Below are 26,719 nucleotides of genomic sequence, written 5' to 3' on the forward strand. Positions count from 1 at the left end.
CGGAAGGCAGCAAAGCCGATGTTCACGCATCGGACAAAGGCACCTCGGAAAGTTGCAGGAATCCAACCGGCAACCCGGAGGTCGGGACCGACCTCTCCCCCGGTCGAATAGGAACAACCCGCTCGACGCCTCTATGCGGACACTGAGGTCATTGCGTTTAGGGACTTGCGTTCTCAACTGGAACGGACAAAGTCGGCAATGCGACCCTTGGGGCTATCCCAGGGAAGATTGAGTTAAGCCTGCCGCTTTGCCTTGACGTCCGCGATATTCGGCCGGTGGTTGGGTGACAGGCGCGAGTCTTTCGGCCAATAGGCAAGGAAACCCTTGATCACTTCGCCCGGAATATCCAGCGGGCTGTAGTTTTCCCGATCGACGAACATCAGCGATTGCTCGCCATGGCCGAGCAGGCCCTGTGTTGCACTGTGGATCTCATGTTCGAGCGTGACGAACTTGCGATTGTGTCTGGCGATCTTGATGCGCACGCTGATCTGCTCGAACTCCTTCGATTCACGCCGGTAATCATGGGTGAACGAGCGCGTCAGGATATAGAATCGCGTCGTCGCCAGGTCGAAATCCGGCATGCATACATTGAAGAAAAGCTCGCGGGCCTTGCCAACCCAGCGCACATAGTTGGCGAAATAGACGTTGCCGACCGAATTCGTATCGTCATAGGTGGGAATGAGCTGCATGACGAACCATTCGCCATCGAACCCATGCGAAGGCGACATCTCATCGCCCTGGGCGACAGGCGTGCCAATCGGCGAAGGCGACATCATGCGGATTGGCTGGTCGACAATCTCGACCGGTATCGCCTTCGAGGCCGGACCGAGTATTTCGATGATGACGGGAAGCGCGCCGATCAAGCCGATCAACGGCGAAAGGGCCAGGAATTCCGGTATCGGCTGGACATACCCGATGACGAAGATAACCGCCGATCCGCAGCCGATCAGAAAGCTCAGAACCGGATCAAACTTCGGCTTCGCGCCCAATGCCTCACAGGCGAGATTTGCCGCAGCGCTCACGAAAAGCGTCGCGAACGGCATCATGAAGTACATGAGCGAGAAGTTCGCGGGTACGGCCGTGAAGGCAACCCAGACAGCACCGATCAGCAGCCAGAGCGGCGAGGAAGCAATTCCATCGGGGATAAGGGCCAGCAGCGGACTGTTGCTGCGCATGTTCTTGCCCTTCAAGAACCATGCCGTCGCGCAGTAGTAGCTGTCGACAGTCGAGGCGAGAGCGATCGTCGTCCAGATGACAAAGGCTATGGCGAGGTAGGACTGGCCGTTTTCGGCGGCGAGTACCGTCGCTGCCGATACGGCGCCCTGCGCGCTCGGCAAGCCGTCGATGGAAAGAATGCTGCCGATCGGACCGACTGCCGATGCCGTCAGGGCGTTCAGAAACAGAAAGCCGAAGAATATGAGGGCGCCGACGCCATAGGCGAGGCCGACATTCCCGCCTTCACGCTTGATTGTGACTGCGCGCTGCCAATGCTGGATATCGAGCCAGGGCCCGAGCAGGAAGCCAATGATCGTGGGCAGGACCAGGCCGTAGAAGCGGCTGTCGAACTGGGCAAGCGGCACGCCGGGATAGGTGGAGGTTTCACGCAGGCCAACAAGAAGAACGATCCCAGCGGAAACGCCGACGACCGTATAAACGATGTGCAAGAGTTTGATCTGCTGCAACGTCAGCGCGTGGCCGATGGCGCAGGCAAAGAGCAGCAGCATCGCAACACCGATCGACGAGCCCTCGCCGACGATCGGCTGCCAGAGATAGGCCACGAACCCGAAAATGGTGACGACCAGCGCCGCCATCTGGAACAGCAGGAAAACGCCCGCGTAGCGGCCCTCTATGTCCTTCATGATCTGGTCCGGCGAGCGCTTGGTGCGCCCCAGGATAAAGCCGAACAGCCAAAGGCCCGCGACATTGGAGATGGCAAAGCCGAAGAATCCGAGCCAGCCATAGGTGAGGGTCACGTGGATCGAATAAAAGAACCCCAGACCCCATAGCCAGGACAAGCCAATTGTTGGCGCCCACAAAAGATTCCGCACGACTGTCATGACTATCCAGCTTTAAAAACGCAACTCTACAGCTTCAAACTTTAGTCGATGTTATTCGCTCGGATAAGTCAATGATCGTGCTTGTTGTGGCAACTTGGATAACCAGAATTTCTTGTCCGTTCAGCGAAGCACCATAACGACCCGGCGGTAATGTCGACCGGGTACAGCATAGGATCCATTAGTGTCAAAATCGTTGCAATCGATCTCGGCGGAATTCGCGTATGGGCTGCAGTGCCTCGCGGGATTTTGAGCGAGGGCTAAAGCCCGGCGATTGCCCGCAGGTCGTCCACGGCGCCCTCGGCGGCGGCAAGCACCGGCGATCCCTTGGTCAACGCTTCGCCTTGAACCGGGAAGGGGTGATGCCAGCCCCCCGCCTCCTTGACGAGGCAATAACCCGCCATGCAATCCCACGCATGCATATAGGGCTCATAGTAGCCGACGAGGCGTCCGGCCGCGACATAGGCGAGCATCAGCGCACCCGAACCGTTGCGGATGAAATTTCCCCCGGCATCAAGCAGGCGCTCCACGATCCCCGCCAGCGCTGCTGGCGCAACGTGACTGTTGGCTCCGATGCCCGTCACCGCATTGCGGACGGTCCGGTCGGAGCCGAGTTTCAACGGCCGGCCGTTGAGGGTAGCGCCGAGCCCTTGAGCCGCAGCGTATAATTCGTCGTTGCACGGGACATGAATGACGCCTATCGCGATCTCTTCTCCTGCAAGGACGGCGATGGAGACGCACCAGGTCGGCATGCCGTTGACGAACGGGCTCGTGCCGTCGATCGGATCGACGACCCAGGTGAAACCGGAGGCTCCCGCGCTCAGGCCATGTTCCTCGCCGAGGATCGCATCTTGCGGAAAAGCGGCTGCGATTTTTTGGCGGATGAGATCTTCAACCTCGCGATCGGCGATCGAAACAACGTCATGCGGATCGGCCTTGGTCTCGATCACGAGCCGTTCCCGCGCATTGAAGTAGGCAAGAGCCTTCGCTCCGGCCTCTGCGGCCATTGTCTTGGCAAGGGCAAAGCGAGCCTCAAGCTCCGCTTGGGTATGCGATGTCATGTCTTTTCCTCGGTACGAGCGATCAGTTGTTGATAATGGCGATTCCGCGGTGATGGAAGCCGATGCTCACATTGGTCGCCGGTGCAAGATTCCTGTCGATTGCCGGATCGACGACGAAAAGCGTTCCGGCTTCGGTTTCAACCTCATACTCGACGTGGTCGCCGAGATAGGCAGCATGGCGGATGCTGCCCGGAAATGCCGCCTCCTCCGCCGCTTCAAGTGTAATGGCATTGGGGCGTACGGCAATCCTGGCCGGCCCGGGGCGCGCGCTGCGCGCCGGCACCCTGTGTTCCAACCTGGCGACACGGATGATCGCCTCTGTCCCGTCATTGCCCAGCACCTCGCAAGGCACCACATTGGCCTCGCCGATGAAATCGGCGATGAACGACGACGCCGGCGCCTCGTAGAGTTCGCGTGGCGATCCCTGCTGCGCGATGACGCCGTCCTGCATCACGATGATGCGATCGGAGACCGCGAGCGCTTCTTCCTGATCGTGCGTCACGTAGACGGCCGTAAATCCAAGCCTTTGCTGAAGCTCCCGAATCTCCGTCCGCACGCGGCGGCGAAGGCGCGCATCGAGGTTGGACAGCGGCTCGTCAAGCAACAGGACCTGTGGCTCGAGCACCAGGGCGCGGGCAACGGCGACGCGCTGCTGCTGTCCGCCTGAAAGCTCTGCCGGCAGGCGCTGGCCGTATCCGGCGAGACCGACCTGCGTCAGCCCCTCTTCCGCCCGTTGCCGCGCTTCGCTCTTCTTCATCCCGGATGACTCGAGCCCGTAGGCGACGTTCTCGAGCACCGACATATGCGGGAACAAGGCATAGGATTGGAAGACCATGGAGACGTCGCGCTCATTGGCGGGGAGCATCGTTACGTCCTTGCCGCCGATGAGAATGCGCCCCGAAGTCGGGTGCTCGAGACCGGCCAGCATGCGCAGCGTCGTCGTCTTGCCACAACCTGACGGTCCCAGCAGCGTCACAAGGGTTCCCGGCTCTATATCGAGCGACAGGTCGTGAATGGCGGTGAAGCTGCCAAATTGCTTCTTGACGTTGGTAAAGACGACTGACCCGGTACGATTGTTCATGGCGTGGCCTTTTCTTGCGGCACGGCGGCAGGAACGAAGGCGGTGGCGACACGATTCTCGCGCCGCAGCCGGCGTTCCCCGACGAGAAGTTGGAAACCGGTGATTATGACGATCATCACCACGATAAGCATAGACGAATAGGCGACGGCCACGCCGTACTCGCCGTTTTCCACGAGGCCGACGATATAGGACGTAGCCATATTGTACTGTGCACTTACCAGGAAGATGACCGCGCTGATCGAGGTAATGGCCCTCACGAACGAATAGACGAGAGCGGCTACGATTGCCGGGCGCAGCAGCGGCAGGATGACCTTGCGGATGGTGCGGAAGCTCGTCGCCCGAAGGGTCAGCGACGCCTCGTCGAGGCTCTTGTCGAGCTGGCTCATCGCGGCAACCCCGCCGCGTACGCCCACCGGCATGTTGCGGAAGACGAAACAGGCTATCAGGATCAGGGCGGTGCCCGTCATCTCAAGCGGCGGCAAATTATAGGCCATGACATAGCTGATGCCGATGACGGTCCCGGGGATGGCAAAGCTCATCATTAGGGCAAATTCAAAGACGCTGCGTCCGATAAAGCGCTGGCGAACGATGAGATAGGCCGTGAGCAAGCCGACAGCTGCCGTGAGCGGCGCGGAAATCAGCGCGATCTCCATCGTCGTCCAGAACGAATTCCAGGCAACGCCGGTCCAGGCGATGGCGCCATTCTCGAAAGCGAACGAAAAGGCGCGCTGGTAATGTTCGAAGGTCAAGGTGTTGTCGAGACCCCAGGTCCGGACAAAGCCGCCAACAAGGATCATGCCATAGACGACAAGGGTGAACAGCGCCCATGGGATGACGATGGCGTGGACCCCGATCGACAGGGAACGCGGCAGCGCGATGTGCGCACCGGAGTCGGCCTTGCCGGTAACAGTGGCGAAACTCTTGCCCGCGAGCCAGAGACGCTGTGCCAGGAATGCCGACAGCGTAAAGACCAGCAAGATGATCGCGAGGACTGCGGCGCGTGAAGGATCGTTTTGAGAGCCGACGACGGCGAAGAAGATTTCCGTCGAAAGCACGCCGTGGCTGCCGCCGAGAACGAGCGGGTTGCCGAAATCCGCCATGCTCTCGATGAAGCCAATGAGGAAGGCATTGGCGAGGCCCGGCTTCATAAGCGGCAGCGAAATCCGCCAGAAGGTGCGCCAGCGGTCGGCGCGCAATGTCTGCGACGCCTCTTCCATGGAAGGACTGACCCCTTCGACGACGCCGATGAGGACGAGGAAGGAGATCGGCGTAAACGAAAGGACCTGCGCAATCCAGATGCCAGTCAGGCCGTAGAGCCAGCGGCCGGGCTCAACACCGAAGATATGCGAGATCTGCTGGGTCACGACCCCTGCACGGCCGAACAGAAGGATGAGCGCGAGGCCGATGACAAAGGGTGGCGTGATAATCGGCAGGATCGTCAACAGGCGCAGGCCCTTCTTGAAGGGAAAGCGGGTGCGCGTTGCGACAAGTGCGAAGCACAGTCCGAGAATGGTGGATCCCGAGGCGGTGAGGACCGCCAGAAAAAAGGTGCGCCAGGCAATGCCGCAGCGATTTCCGCCCAAGAGGCAATCGAGGCTCCATATCGATGGATCCTGAATGTTTCGGACAAAACCGGAAGGATCGAACGACCCGTCGAAGCTCTGGAAAGCGCCGACAAACATGCTGCCGACCGGATAGAACACAAAAATCGCGACGAGGAATACGAGCAGCGTAATCGACGCGACCACGAAGGCATCGCCGCGAAGAACGCCGCGTTCGGCAAGGCCAAAGGCGAAAAAGAGAACGAGTGCCAAAGCCGTTAACCCAGCCCCGGCGCCCATGGATGGCTGACCGTCCGCCAGCGGCCCGAACAGCGTCTCGTTGATCGTCCACGACCAGCCCGTATATCCAATCGCAAGGCCTTGCCAGACGAGGAAAAGGATGCCGGCGGCGCCCGCTGCAATCAACAGGTTCGAACGGAGCGCCGAAACCCTCAAAAACCTCGCGGCAATAGCCACGGCAAAGATCAAGGCGATCAGCGCCAGGTTCCAACGACCGAATTCGAAGGCCTGCAAGATGCCGGGTGCTTCGGCGGAACCCGTCGGAAAGTTCTTGAGCCAACTCAGCCCATAGAATCCCGCCTCGATCCTGTACCAGGGTACGAGGACAAGCCCTGCCAGCCCGATGCCGAGCGCAATGTTCAGTCTCCGGTCGCTACGCTCCATCACGCCACCCGCTCATCCAAGACTCATATTTTTATGGACCATATGTCCGGATAAGGCCGGACATATGGTTGACAAGGCGAAGGTAGATCAGTTCGCGCTCGCGCCGATCTCCTTATCCCAGCGATCCAGCAGTTCCTTGCGCTTGGCCGGGTCACCATAGGTCTTGAAGTCGTAATCGATGAGCTTGATGTCCTCGAATTTTGGTGCTTCAGGTGGGACCGTCGCCGACTTGTTGGATGGCAACTGGAAGGACTTGGCATCCTTCATGTGCGACTGCACATCGGCGGTCAGCGCCCAGTCATACCACTTCTTGGCGGCATTGAGATTTCGTGCGCCCTTGATAATCGACATCGAGCCGATTTCGTAGCCCGTGCCCTCGCAGGGAGCCACAGCTTTCACCGGGAAGCCCTCGGCGATCTGCGCGACGGCATCGTGCATGAAGACCACGCCGAGCGCCGTCTCGCCGCGTGCCGCCGCTTTCACCGGAGCCGAACCCGACTTGGTATATTGGGAAACATTGGCGTTGAGCTTTTTCAGATAGTCGTATGCCTGGTCCTCGCCCATGATCTGCACGAGCGACGCAAGCGCGGTGTATGCCGTGCCTGAAGAGTTGGGATTGGCGATCTGAATTTCCCCCTTGTAAGCGGGGTCGATCAGGTCCGACCAGCACTTTGCTTCCTTGAGGCCCTTCTTCTTGACGATATCGGTGTTGTAGCCCCAGCCGAGCGCGCCGGCATAAACGCCGACTGTCCTGTATCCCGAGCTCTCCGCCTGTTTCTTCGCCCAATCCTGCAATTGATCGAGCATGGGCGACTTGTACTCCAACGTCAGCCCTTCGGATGCCGCCTGCAAATGCGGATCGCCGGTTCCAGCCCACCATATGTCGGTCTTGGGATTGCGCGCTTCGGCACGAATTTTGGCATAGGTCTCGCCCGATGACAGGCGCACCATATTGACCTGGATACCGGTCTCTTTTTCGAACATGCCCTTCATCAATTCGCAGATGACGACGTCGGCAGAGCAGATCAGGTTGAGATTATCTGCGGCGCGCACTTCGGTTGGCATGACTTGCAGGCCCACGGCGAATGCAGCAGCAATGGCGAATACAGAACGCATATCTTTCCTCCCTAGAAAGCGGCACCTCCATGCCGCACGCCATTTTGCAAGCGTGTGCAAAACTTTCACGAGCGCGTCCAATCTGTCAAGCCGGCTCATCAATTATAACCTTTAAATGTTTTGAATGAGGGAGATTGCGAAGGCGCGCAATCGCGTGCAAACTGCGCCGCAGAACTGAAATATGGGTCCTTTGCTTGAACAAGACGTTCGTCAGCGCCGACGATGTGGCAAAACGCGCGGGCGTGTCCCGCTCGGCTGTATCACGCACCTTTACCCCTGGGGCAAGCGTCTCGGAAGAAACGCGTCAGCGTGTCATGCAGGCAGCCGAGGCGCTCGGTTACCACGTCAACCAGCTGGCGCGCGGCCTCATGCGCAGCGAGAGCGGCATCGTCTGCCTCGTCGTCTCCGAAATGGATACGCCCTATCGTGCCCGCCTCGTACGCGCCCTCACCCATGAATTGCAGTTGGCCGGCAAGATCTCGATGCTCATCAACACCGACCGGTCTGACGGAAGCGTCGATACCGCCCTGCGCCAAACACTTCATTATCGTGCGGATGCATCGATCCTGCTGTCCGGGCTGCCCGACAAGGCGATCACCAAACTCTGCCTCGATAGCGGCCAACGCATCGTCCTGATAAACCGCGACGATGAGATCGAGGGGCCGTTTCGGATCAACCTCGATGATGGAGTGGCGGCGCGGGTCGCGGTCAGTGCCTTCCTGCGCGCTGGCTGCCGCCGATTGGCTTTTGCAAACTCGGCCGTAGGAACACCAAGCCTCATGGCGCGCGAACAGGGCTTCGTGGCAGCGGCGAGGGACTTTGGCCTTGATGTAACTGTCGTTCGGCACGGCAACACCGTCTACGAAAGCGGAAGGACGATTGGCAGGACGCTGTTTTCCGGCCTTGAGCCTCCCGATGCGGTGTTCTGCGTCAACGACCTCATGGCGTTTGGCTTGATGGACGCGGCGCGCCACGAATTTGGCCGGCGCATTCCTGACGATCTTTGCGTTGTCGGCTTTGACGATATCGAGCAGTCAGGATGGTCATCCTACGCCCTGACGACCTTCACCCAGCCCGTCGACGAGATAGTCAGAAACAGCATTGTCTGGCTGGTCAACGGCGACGGCGCCGCAAGCAGCCGCTCTGCTTCCCTCCATGCCCCGCTTATCTGGCGGAAAACCATCAGGGGCGCACATAGGAACGGATAGAGCCAACGCCAGGCTAGCTGCCGGAGGTCCCGGCGATGGTCAATCGCGCGCGGCCACGATGTTTGGATTGGTAGAGCGCACCGTCGGCAAAATTTAGCAACTCTTCCGGCCCCTGCGGCTTTAGTCCCATTCGGGGATCGAACATCGCCATGCCTATGCTGACGGAAATTGCGCCCTGAGGACTTGCGGCGTGTTCGAGTTTCATGGCCGCCACGGCGTCGAGCATGGCGCCGGCGATTTCGGCGGAAGGCTGTAGTGCCCGTCCGGGAATAAGCGTCGCAAACTCCTCGCCGCCGAAACGAGCGACCGAACCGCCGTTCTGCTTGGCGACCTTGTTCAAGGCGCGCCCAACCTGAATGAGGCATTTGTCGCCGGCAAGATGCCCGTAGAAATCATTGTAGGCTTTGAAATGGTCGATATCGACCATGAGAACTGCCAATTGTTCACCAGTCTCGCTGGCGCGCTGAAATGCACGCCTCAACACGTGGTTGAATTTGCGCCGATTCGGAAGATTGGTCAGATGATCGCGCTCGGACTGGTTACGGAGCTTGCGGTTTGCTTCGAGGAGTTTCTGCTCCAGCGCCATGCGTTCCTGGACCATGGCCGAGAGTTCCGTCTCGACCCGCTTTTGCGCCGTAACATCGACGCTCGTTGCCAGCAGTCGCAGCGGGGAACCGTCGGGCCCATATTCGACGATCTTGCCGCGGCTTAATATCCAGATGTCACCGCCATCCGGACGCGACACCCGATAGGTTGCTTCGAACTGCGCCTTGCGCCCGCTGAGAACGTCTTCAAACGCCTCGATCGCCCGCTCCTTGTCGTCGGGATGAACGATATCCCACGCCACGCTTTCGCTCTCATGTCCGGCAGGATCGAGGCCGAGCAGCGTCCGATACTGCGGCGAGCGCCATACCCGCATCGTCGCAATGTTCAAATCCCATATCCATTGCCCCGCACTCTCAAGAGCGTAGGAGGTGCGCAACTCCACCTGTTGCAGCCGTTCCGCAATATCCTTCAGGTGGGTAATGTTGGTGTAAGCGACCGAAATGCCGGCGAATTCGCCAAGATCATTGGTGACGGTCGCCGCAGCAACCATGAACGATTCGCCGGTGACTTCGATCTGTGCGTCGGAAATCGAACCGCCGGAGAGCGCAGTGTTGATGGCTGCGCGCAGCAGTGATGCGTGGTCTGGAACGACGTCTTCCACGGACCGGCCCACGGCATTTTCGCCGGCAATGCCGAAGATACGGGAAAACCGGTCGTTGACCGTGACCAGAAAACCCTGACGATTGACATAGCAGAGCCCGACGGGAACCTTGTCATAAACCGCTTCGATTTGCAGCAGACGGTCGCTTCCGCGCTCATCGCCTCGGTCAAATGGTGCGTTTCGCGATTTGCTGATTGGCATCACTCAGGTATCCGACCACTACGAGATTGCCTCGCAGCACCTCTACCTTGGCGAGCGGAAGGCCAGACCGTCAAGGCAATTACTGCAATTTGAGGTTAATTAATTGTACCGTGCAACGGCTGGTGCACCGCTGCCAAGATGACTAAACTCGCCCGCGAGCGGAGAAGAACCATGCCGACAGATCACACCCACGAACATGATCACCCCATCGATTGGCGCGAACACGGCGTCAAGGTTATCCCCGGCGATTCTCTTGACCCGAACACCGCGCAGACGCCTGGCATGAACCGCGCTGCAGCGATCGATCGGGCCCGGGCGGGGGCAGAGAAAATCTGGGCCGGTACCGTCACCATTCACGCCAATGCCAAGACCGGTGCACATCATCACGGCGACCTTGAAAGCATTATCTACGTGGTCAAAGGCCGTGCGCGCATGCGCTGGGGCGAGCGGCTGGAATATGTCGCCGAAGCCGGTCCGGGCGATTTCATTTTCGTGCCGCCTTACGTGCCGCATCAGGAAATCAATGCGAACGCGGACGAAACGCTGGAGTGCGTCGTGGTCCGCTCCGGTCAGGAGCCGATCGTGGTCAATCTCGACATCGACCCGGTGGAAAAACCGGAAGGGGTTGCATGGATCGATCCCATCCATCGCTGAGCGGCTGAATCAGCCAAGCCGCTGCAACTTCTCGAACCGCTTGACGAGCCGCTCGCGTTTCAATCGCGACAGGCGGAAAATCCAGAACATGCCGTCCAACTGATCGATCTCATGCAGCAGGCAAGTGGCAAGCAGACCACTCGCCTCTTCGCTCAACATGTTCCCGGCGAGATCCTGATAGCGCACGCGGATCGTGGCGGGTCGCTCGATCTCGTCGGAGACGCCCGGCATCGACACACTGCCCTCCTCCCGCCGTGCAAGATCGCCTGACGACCATTCGATTTCCGGATTGATGTAGAAGCGCGGCGGACCGGACTCGATCTCGATCACGACGAGACGCAGTGGCACGCCGACATGCGGTGCCGTGATGCCAATGCCGGGGGCAGCACGCATTGTAGCGAGAAGGTCCTGCGCCAATTCTTGCGTTGCCTCGCCGAAATCTGCAATGCGGTCGGCGGGCCTTCGCAAGGCTGGATCAGGGAATGTCAGGATTGGCCGAATCGCCATGAACATGCTCCAATGTGCGAACGCGACAGCGTATCCATCCTGTTGCCTCAATTCCCGCCGAGGAAGCAAGCTTTACAAGCGTCGTCGCTACCGATAATCGACAAGGAAACCATGCGGCCATCCCTGCACTGTTGCGGAGGGCCCAACGAGGCGATTGAATGCCCGCCAGCAAGACGATAACCAAGCCGCAGGTGCTGCCGCGAGGAGCCGTGATCATGACGCTCCTCGTCCTTGCGACGATGATCGTCTCGTTCCTCGTCATGATGGGCATAACCAATATTTCGCCCACCAAACAGACGACCCAGCTGATCATTGCCGCCAATGCCATATCGATTCTCGTCCTGATCTATTTGTCCTACGCGACGCTGAAGAAGCTCTTTCTGTTCAAGAGCAAGGCAAAGCACAACGACCTTCACACCAATGTCGCGATGATCTTCGCCTTGATCGCCTCGATACCGTCGATCATCGTGGCCTGTTTCTCGCTCATCGTCCTCGATCAGCGAATGGATTCGTGGATCAACAACCAGAACAACCAGATCATCGACATGTCGATCAAGGCGGCGCAATCCTACACGGAGGACAACGCCCAAAGCCTGCTGACGACGACGCTGTCCATGGTGATCGATCTGGACCAGCGCCGCATGCTCTATAGCCTCGACCGCGGCGCCTTTTCGGACTGGCTCACCTACGACGCCGGCCGCAACAATCTGCTCGGCGCATCCCTGGTCAAATCGGATGGGGAGGTTGTGGTCGCGGCCAATCTCATCAACGATCATTCGCTGCCGGACGCCCCGATCGAGGCCCTGCGAAGTGCCGCCGGCGACAAGCCGGTTCTGATACCGCCGGGCGACACCAATCTCGTCGGCGCGGTGATCAAGACGCAGGCACTCCCCGATCTCTACCTCTACACCATTCGCTCGGTCGATCGCTCTGCGCTCGAAAATATGCGGGTGATGACAGACAACAATGCCGAGTATCAGGCACTGGCAAGCAACCGGTCCACCACACAGATCGCCTATGCCTTGCTGTACATCGAACTCACCCTGCTCTTGCTGCTCACCGCTGTGTGGAGCGGCATTGCTGTTGCCAATCGCGTCGTCCTGCCGATCCGCCAGCTGATCGGCGCTGCCGAAGACGTCGCGACCGGAAATTTCGACGTTTCCGTCCCCGTACGCGGTTCGGATGGCGATATCGGCTCTCTGTCGCACACGTTCAACAAGATGGTCGAGCAGTTGAAAACGCAGCACAGCGACCTGATTTCGGCCAAGGACGAGATTGACGAGCGGCGGCGCTTTACGGAAGCGGTCCTATCGGGCGTTACCGCAGGCGTCATCAGCGTCAACAGCGAGGGGATCATCGCGGGTCTTAACCGCCCGGCCGAACAGATGCTGGCGGTCGACGCATCGCAGGCCGTTGGCCAGAGCCTCGGCCTTATCCTGCCGGAAATCGGCGCCGTCTTCGACGTGGCGCGGGATAATGGACGTTCATCCAGCCGCAAGCAGATAAGCATCACCCGCAGCGGTGTCGCGCGTTCGTTGAACGTACAGATCACGCGCGAAGACGCCGACATCAAGAACACCTCCTATGTGGTGACGGTCGATGACATTACCGATCTCGTCGCCGCGCACCGCTCGTCCGCCTGGGCGGATGTAGCGCGCCGGATCGCCCACGAGATCAAGAATCCGCTGACGCCCATCCAGCTTTCGGCGGAACGCATCCGCCGTCGCTACGGCAAAGTCATTGTCGAGGATCGTGCGGTATTCGACCAATGCACCGAGACGATCATTCGCCAGGTTGGCGATATTGGTCGGATGGTCGATGAATTCTCCGAGTTTGCTCGTATGCCCAAGCCGCAGCTGGCGGCAACAGATATTCGCACTGTATTGCGCGATGCCTCGTTCCTCGTCGAGATCAGCAACAATCAGATCAAGTTCGAACATGAGATAGCCGACGAACCGCTGGTCGGCAATTTCGACAGCCGCCTGCTCGGCCAGGCATTCGGCAACATCATCAAGAATGCATCCGAGTCCATCGAGGCGGCGTTGCAATCCGGCGCCGTCGAGACCGGCTATATTCTCGTTCGCGCAAAGAGTGCAGGGGCTTCCATCACCGTCGAGGTGCTCGACAATGGCAAGGGCCTTCCAAGCGAGAACCGCCACCAGCTTTTGGAACCCTATGTGACGACGCGCGAAAAAGGGACCGGCCTCGGGCTTGCCATCGTCAAGAAGATCGTCGAGGACCATGGTGGGCATCTCGAAATGCTCGATGCGCCGGCTAATTTCCACGGCGGTCGGGGCGCCCTCGTCCGCATGGTTTTTCCGCGCCTAGCCGAGGCAGCTGCCGCCTGAAGACCGCCAATATCGGAATCTTTTCATTCGCTATCAAAATGTGATTATCGCCATTGCAACACAAATTGAACGCCTAGATTGAAAGCGCTATAATCCAAAGCGTTGAGACCGGAATGACGGAATTAAGCCTTCTGCCACGCCGGTTTGGGCAATGATCATGACAATTTGAAATACAAGCTGGAAGCCAAAATCAGCGGTGGTTGTTCGTGATTTTTTTGAGAACGGGCCGGTTTACCGGTTTTGCTCAGGAGGATACAGGGCGATGATGTTGCGGCATACAAAGGAAAACGGCGATATCGCCAATTGGATGACCTGCTCTATCTGCCTGTTCGGCGCTTTGGCAGTTGCAGCGATCATCCTGGCGATTTGATCCCCCGGATAACATCCGGTTGGCTTTCGTTTGCGGCGCAAGTCGATGGCGCCTATCATTTTGTGCGGGTCAGGTTTCCTTGGAGACCTGGCCCGTATGGCTTTGTTGGCCCCGGCGCATATGAATCTCGGCCGATTTCGCTGCCCTCCAGACGAGGGATAAACCATTTTGATCGGTACGATTGATGGAACCAATGCAACCATAAATAGTTTAATGTGCGCGATTGACCGGAAGTCTGCTCTCCAGCAGGCGCTTTCGCAACGAGACATAATGTTGAATTGGGGAAATCGTGGACATTCCACAAAGCAATTTTGCGGCTTCTCTCGAAGCACTGCACGGATTGGACAGCTACAGCCGGGACTCGATCATCATGGAGTTGCCGGTAGCCGTGTATACGACGGACAAGTCCGGCATCCTTACATTCTATAACAAGGCGGCGGCGGAACTTTGGGGCCGCATGCCTGAAATCGGCAAGGAACGCTGGTCTGGAGCGCTGCGCCTGTATTGGCCGGACGGAACGGCAATGCAGCACGACGAATGCCCCTTGGCGACGACCTTGCGCGAGGAGCGCGAGGTGCGCGACGTCGATGCCATCGCGGAGAGGCCCGATGGAAGCCGCATCGCTTTCATGCCGTTCCCTGTGCTGCTGCGCAACAAGCAAGGGGAGATTGTCGGCGCGCTCAATATGTTGCGCGACATCACTGAACAGAGACGCGACGAAGCGATGGCCGAACGCCTCGCCGCTATTGTTGAATCGTCCGACGATGCGATTATCAGCAAGGATCTTTCGGGCATGGTCACGACGTGGAACAAGGCGGCCGAGAGGATATTCGGCTACACCGCCGAAGACATGATCGGCCGATCTATCACGACAGTCATCCCGCCCGATCGGCTATACGAAGAACCCGGCATCGTAGAGCGCGTACGCAACGGCCAGAGGATCGATCACTATGAGACAGTCCGGCAGCGCAAGGATGGAACGCGCATCCATGTCTCACTCACTGTATCACCTGTAAAGAACGCTTCCGGACGCGTGGTCGGCGCATCGAAGATCGCCCGCGATATTACCGACAAGAAGGAAAGCGAAGAGCGGATTTTGATGTTGATGCGGGAGGTAAATCACCGCGTCAAGAACCAGTACGCCGTCATTCTTTCGATGATCCGCGAAACCAGCAGCCGTACAACCGATGTCGTCGAATTCGAACAGCAGATCCGCGAGCGGATCATGGCACTTGCCCGGTCTCACGATTTGCTGGTTCACGCGACGTGGCGCGGAGCGACGCTTTCCGACCTTTTGCTTGAGCAGATCAAGCCTTTCGGCGACGAAAACCGGCTTACCATGACCGGACCGTCCATGGTTCTGCAACCCAACGCCGTCCAGTATCTCGGGATTGCATTCCACGAACTGGCGACCAATTCTGCGAAATACGGCGTCTTCTCCTCGGAAACCGGTGAGATCAATGTGGACTGGTTCGTTGGCGACGAGGGCAAGACCTTCTACCTCGCCTGGACCGAAACAGGCGGGCCACCGGTCAAGCTCGGCCGCACGCGCGGCTTTGGCAAGACCGTTCTCGAGCGGATAACGCCCTTGTCGCTGGGCGGCGAAGGCATGCTCGAACAGTCCGTCAATCGCATTGTCTGGACAGTGCGTGCGCCCATGGAGAATATCCGGGCAGCTTCCGTCTAACCAGGCGTCTTCACCCCTTTTGATTAGGTCGGCACGCTGGAAAGAGGTTGTGGGCGCGTGTATCCTCCGCTGCACAAAAATGGGGGACTACAATGCCGAATATTTCTCAACTCTTCTTCAAGTCTGCCGTCATCTGGTTGCTGATTGGCATAGCCGCCGGCCTGCAGATGGGAATGTCGGGCAATCACACGGTGATCGCGGCCCACGCCCACATCAACCTGCTCGGATGGGTCACGAGCGCCATTTTCGGCGGTTACTACGCACTCAATCCGGCCAAGGCAGCCAAGCGATTGGCCTTCGTCCATTATGCCGTTTACATGCTCGGCCTTATCGTGATGCTGCCGTCGCTTTACTTCATGGAGCGTGGCAACATGCAGCTTGAGCCGTTGGTCGGGATAGGTTCGATGGTTACTTTCCTCGGTGTCCTGATCTTCGCGGTCGTGATGTTCTCGCGCGAGAGCGTGGCGGTCCGCCAGGCCCGCGCTTGAGAAAGTCGGATCGGCTCAGGCCGGTCCGACGGATTTGCCGATCTCATCGACATGATGCTGGATGCTGAGCCGATCCAGTGACGCAAGCGGAAGATTGACGAATATCTTCAGGCGGCGGTCGAGTTGGCTCATTATGCGGCTGAACGCCTGCTTGCGTTCCCAGGGTTCGCCCTCCGACAGCAGCGGGTCGGGACATTCCCAGTGCGCAGTCACCGGGACGCCCGGCCATTCGGGCATGGCTTCGCCATGGGCGCCATCATGCAGGGTGAAAACGAAATCGAGTTCACGGGCTCCTTCCAGCCCAAACTCGCTATAATGCTTGGGACGCAGGCCCTCGACCGAAAAGCCCGTCTGCTCGAGCAATTCGCGCGCTTCAGGGTTTATTTCGACATCAGGATCCGTTCCGGCGCTGTAGGCGACGAAATGCGGCTTGCCCAGCCGGTTGAGCAGTGTCTCGGCAACGACGCCCCTGACCGAATCGCGATGCGAAAGAAACAAGACATGAAATACTATATCGTCGCCCATCGCTCACTCTCTCCAAATAAAATGCGCGTAGTGCGTATCATGCTGCAGTAATGTGACAGCCGTTCAACAACGGCCAGCGCTGCGATCGCACGTCACCGGAGCCATGTTTGTAGCCCCCCAAACCGCCTGATCGGATCGGACAACGGTTCAACGCCGCGGTTTTTTAATTGCTGCGTTCAGGTTGGTGTCAGGAAACCAGTGAATGCCCCTCCTTTCGAAGAGCCTGGACAGAACCGGCTCGCGCATCAACCAGGAGTGCGGGGTAGTTCACCTTGTCAGTTACAACGCGTCAATTCGACAGACGTCTTGCACGTCCGAAAATCGGAAGCGTTCCGCTCACTATCATAACCGCGGTGTTTATTCTCGCGTCCGCGAACTGGACGTTCTGGGAGAAATCGGCTGCCTATTTGCACGGTCAGCCGGCCGCCCTCGCATTTCTGGTCGTTGGCATCGCTTGTGGATATGTAGCGCTCTTTCTCGCCTTTTCGGTCAAGTTCGTCATCAAGCCTGCCCTGATCTTCTTCGTGGTCGTCAGCGCGCTTGGCGCCTGGTTCATGGATCACTACGGCGTCATAATTGACGTCGAAATGCTGCAAAGCGCCGTGGATACCACCAATGCGGAGGCCGGCCATTTTCTGAACATTCCGTTTGTCGTTCATATGATCACATGTGCGTTGATCCCCTCGGCAATCATCGCCTGGCCGCGTATTGTACATCGACCCTATCTTCAGAAATTGAAGTGGAACCTTGCGGTCATCGTGCCTGCGCTCCTCGTTCTGGGCGTCGCGGCCCTGATCAATGCCAGCACCTACATGTCGCTGATACGTGAACACCGGGATTGGTTCGGAACGCTCAATCCGCTCGCCCCGATCGTGAACACCGTGAAGCTTGCCATCCGGGAAACCAAGGACAACAACATTATTGTCAAGCCGCTTGGCCAGGACGCGCACGTGGTTGGGCCGGCCGCCGGCACGCGCAAGCCGCGCGTCACCATAGTCATTGCCGGCGAAACCGCGCGCGCCGAGAGCTTTTCGCTTGGCGGCTATGGCCCAGATACCAATCCGGAACTCGCCAGGCAGGACATCACCTATTTCAGCGATACGTCGAGCTGTGGCACGATTACGTCGGTTTCGCTGCCCTGCATGTTCTCGCAATTTACCCGCAAGGAATATACGCATCAGAAGGGCATCGAGAACGAGAACCTTGTCGACGTACTGACGCACGCGGGCATCAATGTCGAATGGTGGGACAATAATACGGGCGACAAGGGCGTGGCGGCCCGCATCAAATCCCAACAATTGTTCAAGTCGGATGATCCGAAATTCTGCAAGGGCGGCGAATGCCTCGACGCGATCTTCCTCGACCGCCTCGATGCGTGGCTCGACAGCGTCAAGACCGACTCGGTGCTCGTCATGCACCAGTTGGGCAGCCACGGCCCCGCCTACTATCTCCGCTATCCGGATGAGTTCCGGCGCTTCACGCCGGACTGCAGGACCGCCGAATTTGCCACATGCTCGCGCGAAGAAATCATCAATGCCTATGACAACTCAATCCTTTACACCGATCATTTGCTGTCCACAGTGATCGACCGGCTCAAGTCGCGGGAGACACAAATTTCGCCGTCCATGATCTACATGTCCGACCATGGCGAATCGACCGGCGAGTTCGGCCTCTATTTGCACGGCGCGCCCTATATCGTCGCGCCGTCACAGCAGACCCATGTTCCCTACGTATTGTGGCTCGGCAAGGACGAGAAGGCGCAGATCGACGGCGCGTGCTTGCAGAGCGAGGCGGTGAAGAAGCAATCGCACGACAACCTCTTCCACACGGTGCTCGGGATGATGCATGTTGAGACGTCGGTCCATGACAACGACCTCGATACGCTCGCCCCCTGTCGCAGCGGAACGAGTTGACCGAGGACAGCAGCCCAAAACTTGACTTGAAAAGGTTTCCCGCGCGGTCGATGCTGTGAGCAGGAAAAATCGCAGAAGGGAATGAGGCATTTGCGGGTCCTTCTTGTTGAAGACGACGCGACTCTCGGGGCGGCCGTGCGCGACCACGTGATGCACGGCAATCACGCCGTCGACTGGATGCAGCATCTGGAAGATGCAAAGGTGTCGATGCGCGTGACGAACTACGATCTCGTGCTCCTGGACATCAGACTGCCGGACGGGAACGGGGTCGATTTCCTGACGGATCTGCGGACCAGCGGCGACGCGACGCCGGTGATCATCCTCACGGCGCACGACCAGATTTCCGAGCGTATCCGCGGACTCAACGCCGGGGCAGACGACTATCTCGTCAAACCCTTCGATCTCGATGAATTGACGGCGCGCATGCATGCCGTGGCGCGGCGCCATTCCGGACGTCCGGACGAGGTCATACGGCTCGGCTCGCTGCACATTCACATCGCCGACCGCAGGGTGACCTCGGCCAACCAGGAGATTACGCTTTCAGGGCGGGAATGGGCGGTGCTCGAACGGCTGCTCGCCCGAATTGGCGCTATCGTTTCGAAAGCACAGATCGAAGAAACGCTCTATGCGTTCGGCTGGGAAATCGAAAGCAATACCGTGGAAGTCTATATCAGCCGCCTGCGCAAGAAGCTCGGGCGGCAATATGTGGCAACTGTGCGGGGCGTCGGCTACCGGATTGAAGGTCGCACATGAAACGCTATGGCATGACGCGCCGCCTGATCTTGTCCCTTACGGCTACGCTCATCGCGTTCTGGCTCATTGCGGTAACGGCCGGGGTCCTCGTCATGCAGGATGAATTCGGTGAAATATTCGACAGTTCCTTGAAGGAAACCGCGGAAAGACTGACGCCCCTTGTCGTCGATGATATTCTTCAGAGCAAAACCACCACCGTGCCGAGGCGCTTGCAGAATCTGACGGCGTCTCCAGAGTCGAGTTATCTCACCTACCAGGTCAGGGACGCGGAGGGGGGGGTGATTCTGCACTCGGAGGACATTCCACCCACGCCATTTGCGGCCCCGCTCAAGCGAGGATTCTGGGAAAACGGCGCATCTCGCTTCTATACCGTGCAAGCAGTCAACGACACGATTTTCGTTCAGGTCGCGGATGACAATGCGCATCGCGAAGAAGCAGCGATCGAGGGCGGGCTTGCCCTGTTGCTTCCTCTCCTCGTGCTTATTCCGGTCGGCATATTCGTCGTCTGGTTGGTCGTTCGCCTGTCGTTGCGGCCAGTCAACGAGTTGCGCGAGGCCATCGCCAGCAAGGATGGCGGCAACCTTGCTCCCATTGCTTCGATCGCCCTCCCCCGCGAACTGCAGCCGATCGTCCATTCCGTTAACCGGCTGCTGGCGCGATTGCGTTCCACACTCGCGGCCGAACGGGAATTTACCGCCAACAGCGCGCACGAACTGCGAACCCCCCTCGCCGGCGCACTCGCGCAGACGCAGCTCTTGAAGAAACACGTTCGTAGCGAAGAAGCCAAATCACGCACGGTGCACATCGAACAGTCGCTCCAGGAGTTGAGCGGACTTGTCGAAAAGCTCATGCAGCTGGCCCGGGCCGAGGCTGGGCTCGGCTCTGCAGATGAGATGGTTGATCTCGCAAAGGTCCTTGACGTGGTGGTCGCTGATTTCCAGCGCGCAAGCACAGCGCCAGATCGCATCAATTATGTGCGCGACGCGGGCGCCGAGCTCAAGCGCCGGACAAACGAGGATATCTTTGCCATCGCGCTGCGCAATCTGATCGAAAATGCGCTTCATCATGGACATCAGAACGAGCCTGTGCTTGTGCATCTCGAAAGGGGCGGCAAGATTCGCATTGCCAATGGCAGCCCCATATTGGGCAAGGAAGAGATTGTGCGAATCCAGAAGCGCTTCAGTCGCGGCGAAACCTCCCGCGGTTCAGGGCTTGGCCTTGCTATCGTTATCGCTCTCGCAGCACAGATGAACGCGACTTTGAGCCTGTTGTCGCCGGCAACGGGTCGCAGCGACGGGTTCGAAGCGGTTCTGACGTTCAACGGCGACAGGGCGGAAGTTGGCTAGACCTGTTGATTCTCGGCATCAGGAGCCGGCTATTCTTATCAGCCACAACCAAGGTGACTTTGCCGCCCGTTTCTGGAATGCTAGGTTGCAGAAGTGGCGTCGACTCCTTCGAAGCAGGTGGACATGAACGATGTGAAGATTGCTCGCCGGGGACTGTTAATGTCCGGCCTGGCACTGATGGCTGCGGGTTGCACACCCATTTCCTTTGCCTACCCGGTCGGCGGAGGCGGTACCTACTATCTCGAGCCCCGACTGCGGCGCCAGCGCGTTGCTTATACGGGAGGCGAAGCGCCAGGTTCGCTGGTCATCAATACGGATGAGCGCTACCTCTATGCTGTCGAGGGCGACGGATCTGCGATGCGCTACGGCATTGCCGTCGGCCAGGAAGGGCTCACCCTCAAGGGACGGGCTGAAGTTGGTCGCAAGCAGGAGTGGCCTTCATGGACGCCGACGGCCAGCATGATCCAGCGCAAGCCGCGCCTCGCCCAATATGCTGGCGGTGTTCCCGGCGGCCCCGAAAACCCGCTCGGCTCGCGCGCCCTCTATCTCTACCAGAACGGCAAGGACACGCTCTTCCGCGTGCACGGGACCAACGAGCCGTGGTTGATCGGACAGGCCGTTTCGAACGGCTGCATAAGATTGACCAATGAGGACGTTGAGTATCTCTACGATGCCACGCCCGTTGGTACGCCGGTACTGATCATCTAGCGGCTTCCACCAGGGTTTTGACATGGACAGCATATGTTTGGGACTGCATGCTTTGCTGTCCCAAATGCTGCGGAATGTCGACAATCGGCAAATTAACCCTGATGTGGCAAATCGGACACTATGCCAGTGATTCCGGCACCTTACCCTAGCGTTCATTACTATTTATGGTAGCATGACATTGTTGGCCTACTCGCCTTTGAGGAGAAAGGATTGTCACATGAAGAGAATTCTGATCACTGCAGTTGCCGTGATGACGGTCGCCAGTTTGAGTGCCTGCGGGTCAATCGGTAAGGGCAAAGCCCCGCCGCCTGAGCCAGCTCCGGCTGTAATTACCAAGTAATTGATTCGCTCGTCCGCATGGGGGAAGTTTCACGCGATTCTTTCCCCATCGGCACGTGATTCGGGCTGAACGCGTCTCACGGTTCCAGGCGGTCATACATAGAATTATAGCAGGCATGTTTTGCCTTCATGCCTACGCTCTTCGGAGTTCAGGAAAGATATGGCGCTGTACAGTGGTCGTCTGTCGGTTGCGGTTCTGTTTGCTGTCGCAGTAGCAGGATGTGCGCCGGATGCTGCAATTAAGCCGAATGTCGTGTCCTATAATAATACGGGTTCCGTGGGTGCTCCGCCTTCCACGTCCGCCCAGGGCACTACAACACGAACGTTACCGCAGGCCCAAGGGCCTTATTACATCGAGTTCCGTTCTCGTTACGCACTTAGCTACGGTCATACCTACGTAATCTTCGGGCGGCTCGACAAGTCGGGACGCGTGCTTGATCGCGAGGTTGCGGGCCTTCATCCGGCCTCCAACAGTGCTGTTCCCTACGTGCTTGGTCACTATATTCCCGTGCCGGCGGAAACAGGGGCAAGCGATGGCGACCTTGACGACAGATACAGGTCCGCTAGCTGGCGTGTCACGCTGAGCGAGGCCGAATACACCAAAGTGGTTGCGTTTATTCACGATCTGCAAAAGCGCTCCCATTACTGGCAAGCGACGGTGTATAACTGCAACGCATTCGTTGGTGAAATCGCCCGGTCCATGGGTTACAAGACGCCCGGCATCTGGCTACGCCCCCAACAGTTCGTGACGCGGCTGCGCGAGATGAACGGCGGACCGAATGCCGTCGGATATACAGGACCAGCAGGTTAGATTTTGAGAGGAGCGCATTGTTCCAGGGTCTCGCGGCCCACAAAAGTCGTGGCTGTTGCCATTCGTGCGGCTTATGTTGGCCGGGATCGCAGAAAAGGCGCCAGTGACCTAGCGTGAACATGTCCATTGCCTCAATCGGCGAGATCATATGGGTGCTCGGCATCGTTGCCTGGTACGTGATTCGCTACCCGTTCGAGCGCCGTGCGCGGCGGGTTCAAGTCACGCGCAATGCGCGCACCCTCACCGACAGGATGGGGCTTGGCATCGCATTCTTTGGCCTTGCCATAGTCCCCGGCTTCTACGTGGCGACAGGCATTCCCAAATCCGCCGATTATAGCCCCTACGCCTTCGCGATCGTCCTTGGAGCGATCACAATGCTGCTTGCATTGTGGGTGTTCCGCAGGTCGCACAAGGAGCTCGGCCGCAACTGGTCGATCACGCTGGAGATACGTGAAAAGCACAAGCTCGTCTCATCGGGGCCCTATGCTTTTGTCCGCCACCCCATGTATACGTCGTTCCTTCTCATAGCGCTTGGTCAGGCGTTCCTGCTGGCGAACTGGGTTGCGGGCCTTGCCGGCCTCGTTGGCTTTTCGATCCTGTTTTTTCTGAGGGTAACCAAGGAAGAGCGTATGATGCTGGAGAATTTCGGCCCAGAATACCGCGACTACATGGAAAGGACGAAGCGACTTATCCCTTATCTTTATTAGAGGTCACAATATGCGAGGCCGAGCCCTCAAGCTTTCAGCGCCCCGGCGCCTGGTGAACGACCTCATGCGGTTCTCGATCGCTGTACCAAGGGTGACCGTACAGCGACAGATGAATCTTGGTCCGCTGTTGCGGGCAAGGATGTCGCAAAGCATCAAGCCTTCCTGGACCGTTCTTTTCCTGAAGGGCTATGCGCTTCTGTCACAGGAAACGCCGGATCTGCGCCGTGCCTATGTCAAATTGCCATGGCCGCAACTTTATGAATATCCGGTCAGCGTCGCATCCATTGCGCATGAGCGCGACTATAATGGCGAACAGGCGGTCCTGCTCAGCCGGATCAAGGACCCGGAGCACCGCTCTATCCCCGAACTCGACGCCTCGATAAGGGACGTGCGCTCGCGGCCGGTACTTGAAGTCAAGGAGTTTCGGCGTGCCTTGAAGATTGCACGTTTGCCGGGCCTCATCCGCTGGCCGATGATGTGGCTCGGCCTCAATATCGGCCGGCAGCGGCCGAATTACTTTGGCACGTTTCAACTCTCCGTCTATTCCGGCCTCGGCGCCGAATCGCTCAATCCGCTGACCCCCCTGACGACGATCTTCAACTATGGCCTGATCGGCGAGGACGGTTCGGTGACCGTGCGTATTCATTACGACCACCGGGTCATGGATGGAGCCAACGTCGCCCGCGCGCTGGAGCGGTTCGAAGCCATCCTCAACGGGGCTGTGGCTGACGAGGTAAAGCAGCTTGCGCAGGGTGGCGTCGTTAAAGTACTGCGGGAGGACCGAAGCCAGTGACATCGACGCGCTGGCTTCTCGATGAAGCGATGAAAAGATGAGTTGGGAAGGTGCCGAAGCTGCCCCAAGGGTGGTTTCGCGGGCAATGACATGAATTCACAGGCAGATTTGAGACCCGCCGTTGTCGTCATCGGGGCGTCTGGCGGCATAGGCCGCGCCATAGCGCGCGTGGCAGCCCGCGATGGCGGACCGGTTGTCCTCACTGCGCGTTCGATCGAGGGATTGAACGCCGCCGCGGCAGAGGTGCGCGCCGCGGGCGGCGAACCCTTTACCCTGGCGTTGGACGTGCTCGCCAACGACTCGACCACGCAGGTTGCTGAATTCCTGGCGAGGAACGGGCTTTATTGCGATGTGCTCGTCAACAGCGCCGGTTACGGCCTGCGCGGCGCAGCGATTGGTCTTCCCATGGACGATCAACTCGGCATCGTCGACCTGAATATTCGTGCCCTTACCGAGCTCACCCTGTATTTCCTGCCGCAGATGGTGGCCCGCAAGCGTGGCGGCGTGATCAATCTGAGTTCGGTGGCAAGCTTCACGGCAGGGCCCTACATGGCGCTGTATTATGCCAGCAAGGGTTTCGTGCGATCGTTCTCGCAGGCGGTGCATCAAGAAGTGCGCCGGTCCGGCGTCACCGTCATGTGCCTTGCGCCTGGTCCGGTGTCGACGGAATTCTATGCAACGGCCGGGGCGAGACATGCCTCGATCTTCACGCTCCTGCCCATGCTCGACGCCCAATACGTCGCCGAACAGGCGTGGCGCGGCTTCAGGTCGGGTCGTCGGATCGTCATTCCAGGGCTGTCGGCCAAGCTCGCCGTCTATGCGGCAAGGCTATTGCCTGCAAGCTTGCTCTTGCCGCTGATTGCCCGCCTGCAGCGCAGCGGCAATGATCCATGCCCCTGCGGATCGGGCAAGAAATACAAGAAATGCCACGGCGCGCGCCGTAAATAGCGGCCGAAACCGGCGACCAAGGCCGCATTTCCCCTGCGACAATAAAGTTAGCCCGCGAATGGATTTTCGCGTTGCCGTGCCCATTCTTGCCGAAATTCTGGTGTAACGGCTGACTCAACACGAAAACAGAGTGCGCGTCATTCAACGCGCTTCACATGACAATTTTTGGACTGGAGAGACCCTTGTTGAACGCAAGACAAGCCCTTTGCGCCCTTCTCATGGCCGGTGCGCTGACGACTGCGGCGATGGCCGAAGCACAGGAAATTGCAGGGACCTATGTGAATGAGACCGGCCGCACGAAAGTGAAGATCAGCGACTGCAACAGCGGCGTTTGCGGGACGATCGTGTGGATGAACCAGCCGGTCAACGACATCAATAACCCTGATGCGTCCAAGCGTGACCGCCCGGTTGTCGGCCTGCAGGCGGTGTCGATGAAAGCCACCGGTCCCGGAACCTATGCCGGAACGCTCTACGATCCGGAAACCGGCAAAACCTATTCCGGCAAGGCAAAGGTTGCCGGCAACGCTGTGGAGCTCTCCGGCTGTGTTCTGGGTGGCCTCATCTGCAAGTCAGCTACCTGGCGTCGCGACTAGCACTTCAGCCGCCGTTACGGCCGGGCAAGCGGTACCAGAGTGCGCTTTTCCAAGCGGCCCGCGACGTTAAAGATCAGAACCTCGGTCTCTCTGCCGATCGTCTCGCTGTGCATCAGGCGGACGATGTCATCGACGCCGCCGACAGGCTTGCCGTCGATCGCGAGAACGAAATCGCCTTCCTTGAGGCCACCGAGTTCGGCGGGCCCTGCAGGCTCGATGCGCCGGATGCGCACCGACGTTGCGAGGCTCGTCCCCGCTTCAAGCGCAATCCTACGCGGAAGTTCGATCGTATCGCCGGCGATGCCGATATAGGCGCGCCTGACGCGTCCGTAGCGAAGTATCTCCGACACCACGAAGTTTGCGGTATTCGAGGCGACGGCAAAGGCAATGCTCTGCGCGCCCTGAATGACCGCCGTATTCACCCCGATCACTTCACCTTGTGATGAAACCAGCGGCCCACCGGAATTGCCCGGATTGAGCGCAGCATCCGTCTGGATGACGTCATCCATCAGCCTGCCGCTCGCGGCTCGCATCGACCGGCCCAGCGCCGATACAATGCCGGCCGTCACCGTCCATTCGAAGCCGAGCGGATTGCCGATGGCAATCGCAATATGGCCCCGGCGCAGCAGCTTCGAATTGCCAAGGCGCGCCCAGGCTTCGCCGCTCGTATTGGCCCGAATCAGCGCGATATCCGTGTCGACGTCGCTGCCGAGCACGGTGCCCTCGGTAACGAACCCGTCCGGCCGCGTGATACGAACGTGCCCAGTATCGCCGACGACGTGATTATTGGTGATGATTAGCCCGTCGGGCGAAATGGCAAAGCCCGAACCATGGCCAGCGCGACCGCCTATACGCTCGATGCGATTGACTGCAGGCCCGACGATATCGACCGCCCGCGCTATCGATTGTGAATATGCATCCGTCAGCGCGCCGTCATCGACGGGCGCAATGTCCTTGTCTATGTAACCCATCATTGGATCCTCGAGCAGCGGCGACCATCGCCCCTGCCGCCAGCGGATCCATCGCATCGGATGGACCCGTCAAGGCATCGTTGTAATCCAATAAATGGATAGGCC

24 protein-coding genes are annotated in these 26,719 nt (G+C 58.9%); 15 read left to right on the forward strand and 9 right to left on the reverse strand.

Going from position 1 to position 26,719, the window contains the following annotated elements; translation table 11 throughout:
• Nucleotides 1–233: 233 nt before the first annotated feature.
• The 5 genes from BR48_RS0114470 to BR48_RS0114490 form a co-directional block, all read right to left on the reverse strand.
• Nucleotides 234–2,057 (reverse strand): thioesterase family protein, encoded by a 1,824-nt coding sequence (locus BR48_RS0114470; protein WP_027231966.1) that lies wholly within the window; start codon nucleotides 2,055–2,057, stop codon nucleotides 234–236.
• Between the two features lie 257 nt (nucleotides 2,058–2,314).
• Nucleotides 2,315–3,115: an inositol monophosphatase family protein gene (locus BR48_RS0114475; protein ID WP_027231967.1), complete on the reverse strand. Its 801-nt coding sequence runs from the start codon at nucleotides 3,113–3,115 to the stop codon at nucleotides 2,315–2,317.
• Between the two features lie 22 nt (nucleotides 3,116–3,137).
• The gene (locus tag BR48_RS0114480; RefSeq protein WP_027231968.1) at nucleotides 3,138–4,196 is read right to left on the reverse strand and encodes an ABC transporter ATP-binding protein; all 1,059 of its coding nucleotides are present in this window, start codon (nucleotides 4,194–4,196) and stop codon (nucleotides 3,138–3,140) included.
• Nucleotides 4,193–6,421, reverse strand: coding sequence for an iron ABC transporter permease (locus BR48_RS0114485; protein ID WP_027231969.1), 2,229 nt, complete (start codon nucleotides 6,419–6,421; stop codon nucleotides 4,193–4,195). The genes BR48_RS0114480 and BR48_RS0114485 overlap by 4 nt, the downstream gene beginning before the upstream one ends.
• Before the next feature lie 87 nt (nucleotides 6,422–6,508).
• Nucleotides 6,509–7,537 carry an ABC transporter substrate-binding protein gene (locus BR48_RS0114490; protein WP_027231970.1) on the reverse strand — a complete coding sequence of 343 codons (1,029 nt, stop codon included), beginning with the start codon at nucleotides 7,535–7,537 and terminating at the stop codon, nucleotides 6,509–6,511.
• Nucleotides 7,538–7,731: 194 nt separating this feature from the next.
• Here BR48_RS0114490 and BR48_RS0114495 point away from each other — a divergent pair, with 194 nt between their 5' ends.
• Entirely contained in the window at nucleotides 7,732–8,745 is a 1,014-nt protein-coding gene (locus BR48_RS0114495) for a substrate-binding domain-containing protein (protein WP_027231971.1), read from the forward strand.
• A gap of 13 nt (nucleotides 8,746–8,758) precedes the next feature.
• Here BR48_RS0114495 and BR48_RS0114500 read toward each other — a convergent pair whose 3' ends face one another.
• Nucleotides 8,759–10,153, reverse strand: a complete 1,395-nt coding sequence (locus BR48_RS0114500) for a sensor domain-containing diguanylate cyclase (protein WP_027231972.1) — start codon at nucleotides 10,151–10,153, stop codon at nucleotides 8,759–8,761.
• A gap of 171 nt (nucleotides 10,154–10,324) precedes the next feature.
• Here BR48_RS0114500 and BR48_RS0114505 point away from each other — a divergent pair, with 171 nt between their 5' ends.
• Nucleotides 10,325–10,807, forward strand: coding sequence for a cupin domain-containing protein (locus BR48_RS0114505; protein ID WP_027231973.1), 483 nt, complete (start codon nucleotides 10,325–10,327; stop codon nucleotides 10,805–10,807).
• Nucleotides 10,808–10,816: 9 nt separating this feature from the next.
• Here BR48_RS0114505 and BR48_RS0114510 read toward each other — a convergent pair whose 3' ends face one another.
• Nucleotides 10,817–11,314, reverse strand: coding sequence for a peptide deformylase (locus tag BR48_RS0114510; protein ID WP_027231974.1), 498 nt, complete (start codon nucleotides 11,312–11,314; stop codon nucleotides 10,817–10,819).
• Nucleotides 11,315–11,472: 158 nt separating this feature from the next.
• Here BR48_RS0114510 and BR48_RS0114515 point away from each other — a divergent pair, with 158 nt between their 5' ends.
• The 3 genes from BR48_RS0114515 (at nucleotide 11,473) to BR48_RS0114530 (ending at nucleotide 16,207) form a co-directional block, all read left to right on the forward strand.
• Nucleotides 11,473–13,662 (forward strand): PAS domain-containing sensor histidine kinase, encoded by a 2,190-nt coding sequence (locus tag BR48_RS0114515; protein WP_027231975.1) that lies wholly within the window; start codon nucleotides 11,473–11,475, stop codon nucleotides 13,660–13,662.
• Between the two features lie 659 nt (nucleotides 13,663–14,321).
• Complete coding sequence (locus BR48_RS24620; protein WP_051614983.1) at nucleotides 14,322–15,719, forward strand: PAS domain S-box protein; 1,398 nt, start codon at nucleotides 14,322–14,324, stop codon at nucleotides 15,717–15,719.
• Between the two features lie 92 nt (nucleotides 15,720–15,811).
• Complete coding sequence (locus BR48_RS0114530; RefSeq protein WP_027231976.1) at nucleotides 15,812–16,207, forward strand: hypothetical protein; 396 nt, start codon at nucleotides 15,812–15,814, stop codon at nucleotides 16,205–16,207.
• A gap of 15 nt (nucleotides 16,208–16,222) precedes the next feature.
• Here the strand turns inward: BR48_RS0114530 and BR48_RS0114535 are convergent, their stop codons facing one another.
• Nucleotides 16,223–16,732 (reverse strand): low molecular weight phosphatase family protein, encoded by a 510-nt coding sequence (locus BR48_RS0114535; protein ID WP_027231977.1) that lies wholly within the window; start codon nucleotides 16,730–16,732, stop codon nucleotides 16,223–16,225.
• Nucleotides 16,733–17,004: 272 nt separating this feature from the next.
• On the opposite strand from BR48_RS0114535, the gene BR48_RS0114540 reads away from it, so the two are divergent.
• From BR48_RS0114540 to BR48_RS0114580, 10 genes are all read left to right on the forward strand, one after another.
• Nucleotides 17,005–18,645 carry a phosphoethanolamine--lipid A transferase gene (locus BR48_RS0114540; RefSeq protein WP_027231978.1) on the forward strand — a complete coding sequence of 547 codons (1,641 nt, stop codon included), beginning with the start codon at nucleotides 17,005–17,007 and terminating at the stop codon, nucleotides 18,643–18,645.
• Nucleotides 18,646–18,735: 90 nt separating this feature from the next.
• Nucleotides 18,736–19,398 (forward strand): response regulator transcription factor, encoded by a 663-nt coding sequence (locus BR48_RS0114545; RefSeq protein ID WP_027231979.1) that lies wholly within the window; start codon nucleotides 18,736–18,738, stop codon nucleotides 19,396–19,398.
• A complete protein-coding gene (locus BR48_RS0114550) occupies nucleotides 19,395–20,744 on the forward strand; it encodes a histidine kinase dimerization/phospho-acceptor domain-containing protein (RefSeq protein ID WP_027231980.1) in 1,350 nt (449 codons plus the stop codon). The genes BR48_RS0114545 and BR48_RS0114550 overlap by 4 nt, the downstream gene beginning before the upstream one ends.
• A gap of 123 nt (nucleotides 20,745–20,867) precedes the next feature.
• The gene (locus tag BR48_RS0114555; protein WP_027231981.1) at nucleotides 20,868–21,452 is read left to right on the forward strand and encodes a L,D-transpeptidase; all 585 of its coding nucleotides are present in this window, start codon (nucleotides 20,868–20,870) and stop codon (nucleotides 21,450–21,452) included.
• Between the two features lie 217 nt (nucleotides 21,453–21,669).
• The gene (locus BR48_RS26670; protein WP_113282376.1) at nucleotides 21,670–21,792 is read left to right on the forward strand and encodes an ABC transporter; all 123 of its coding nucleotides are present in this window, start codon (nucleotides 21,670–21,672) and stop codon (nucleotides 21,790–21,792) included.
• Between the two features lie 159 nt (nucleotides 21,793–21,951).
• A complete protein-coding gene (locus BR48_RS24625) occupies nucleotides 21,952–22,602 on the forward strand; it encodes a hypothetical protein (RefSeq protein WP_051614985.1) in 651 nt (216 codons plus the stop codon).
• A gap of 119 nt (nucleotides 22,603–22,721) precedes the next feature.
• Nucleotides 22,722–23,309: a protein-S-isoprenylcysteine O-methyltransferase gene (locus BR48_RS0114565; RefSeq protein ID WP_027231982.1), complete on the forward strand. Its 588-nt coding sequence runs from the start codon at nucleotides 22,722–22,724 to the stop codon at nucleotides 23,307–23,309.
• Nucleotides 23,310–23,319: 10 nt separating this feature from the next.
• Nucleotides 23,320–24,102, forward strand: coding sequence for a hypothetical protein (locus tag BR48_RS0114570; protein WP_027231983.1), 783 nt, complete (start codon nucleotides 23,320–23,322; stop codon nucleotides 24,100–24,102).
• A 90-nt stretch (nucleotides 24,103–24,192) separates the two neighbouring features.
• The gene (locus BR48_RS0114575; RefSeq protein WP_027231984.1) at nucleotides 24,193–25,050 is read left to right on the forward strand and encodes an SDR family NAD(P)-dependent oxidoreductase; all 858 of its coding nucleotides are present in this window, start codon (nucleotides 24,193–24,195) and stop codon (nucleotides 25,048–25,050) included.
• Between the two features lie 185 nt (nucleotides 25,051–25,235).
• The gene (locus BR48_RS0114580) at nucleotides 25,236–25,643 is read left to right on the forward strand and encodes a DUF2147 domain-containing protein (protein ID WP_228017943.1); all 408 of its coding nucleotides are present in this window, start codon (nucleotides 25,236–25,238) and stop codon (nucleotides 25,641–25,643) included.
• Nucleotides 25,644–25,657: 14 nt separating this feature from the next.
• Here BR48_RS0114580 and BR48_RS0114585 read toward each other — a convergent pair whose 3' ends face one another.
• Nucleotides 25,658–26,614, reverse strand: a complete 957-nt coding sequence (locus tag BR48_RS0114585; RefSeq protein ID WP_027231986.1) for a trypsin-like peptidase domain-containing protein — start codon at nucleotides 26,612–26,614, stop codon at nucleotides 25,658–25,660.
• Between the last annotated feature and the right edge of the window lie 105 nt (nucleotides 26,615–26,719).

It is taken from the genome of Phyllobacterium sp. UNC302MFCol5.2 (assembly GCF_000686005.1).
Lineage (GTDB): Bacteria > Pseudomonadota > Alphaproteobacteria > Rhizobiales > Rhizobiaceae > Phyllobacterium > Phyllobacterium pellucidum.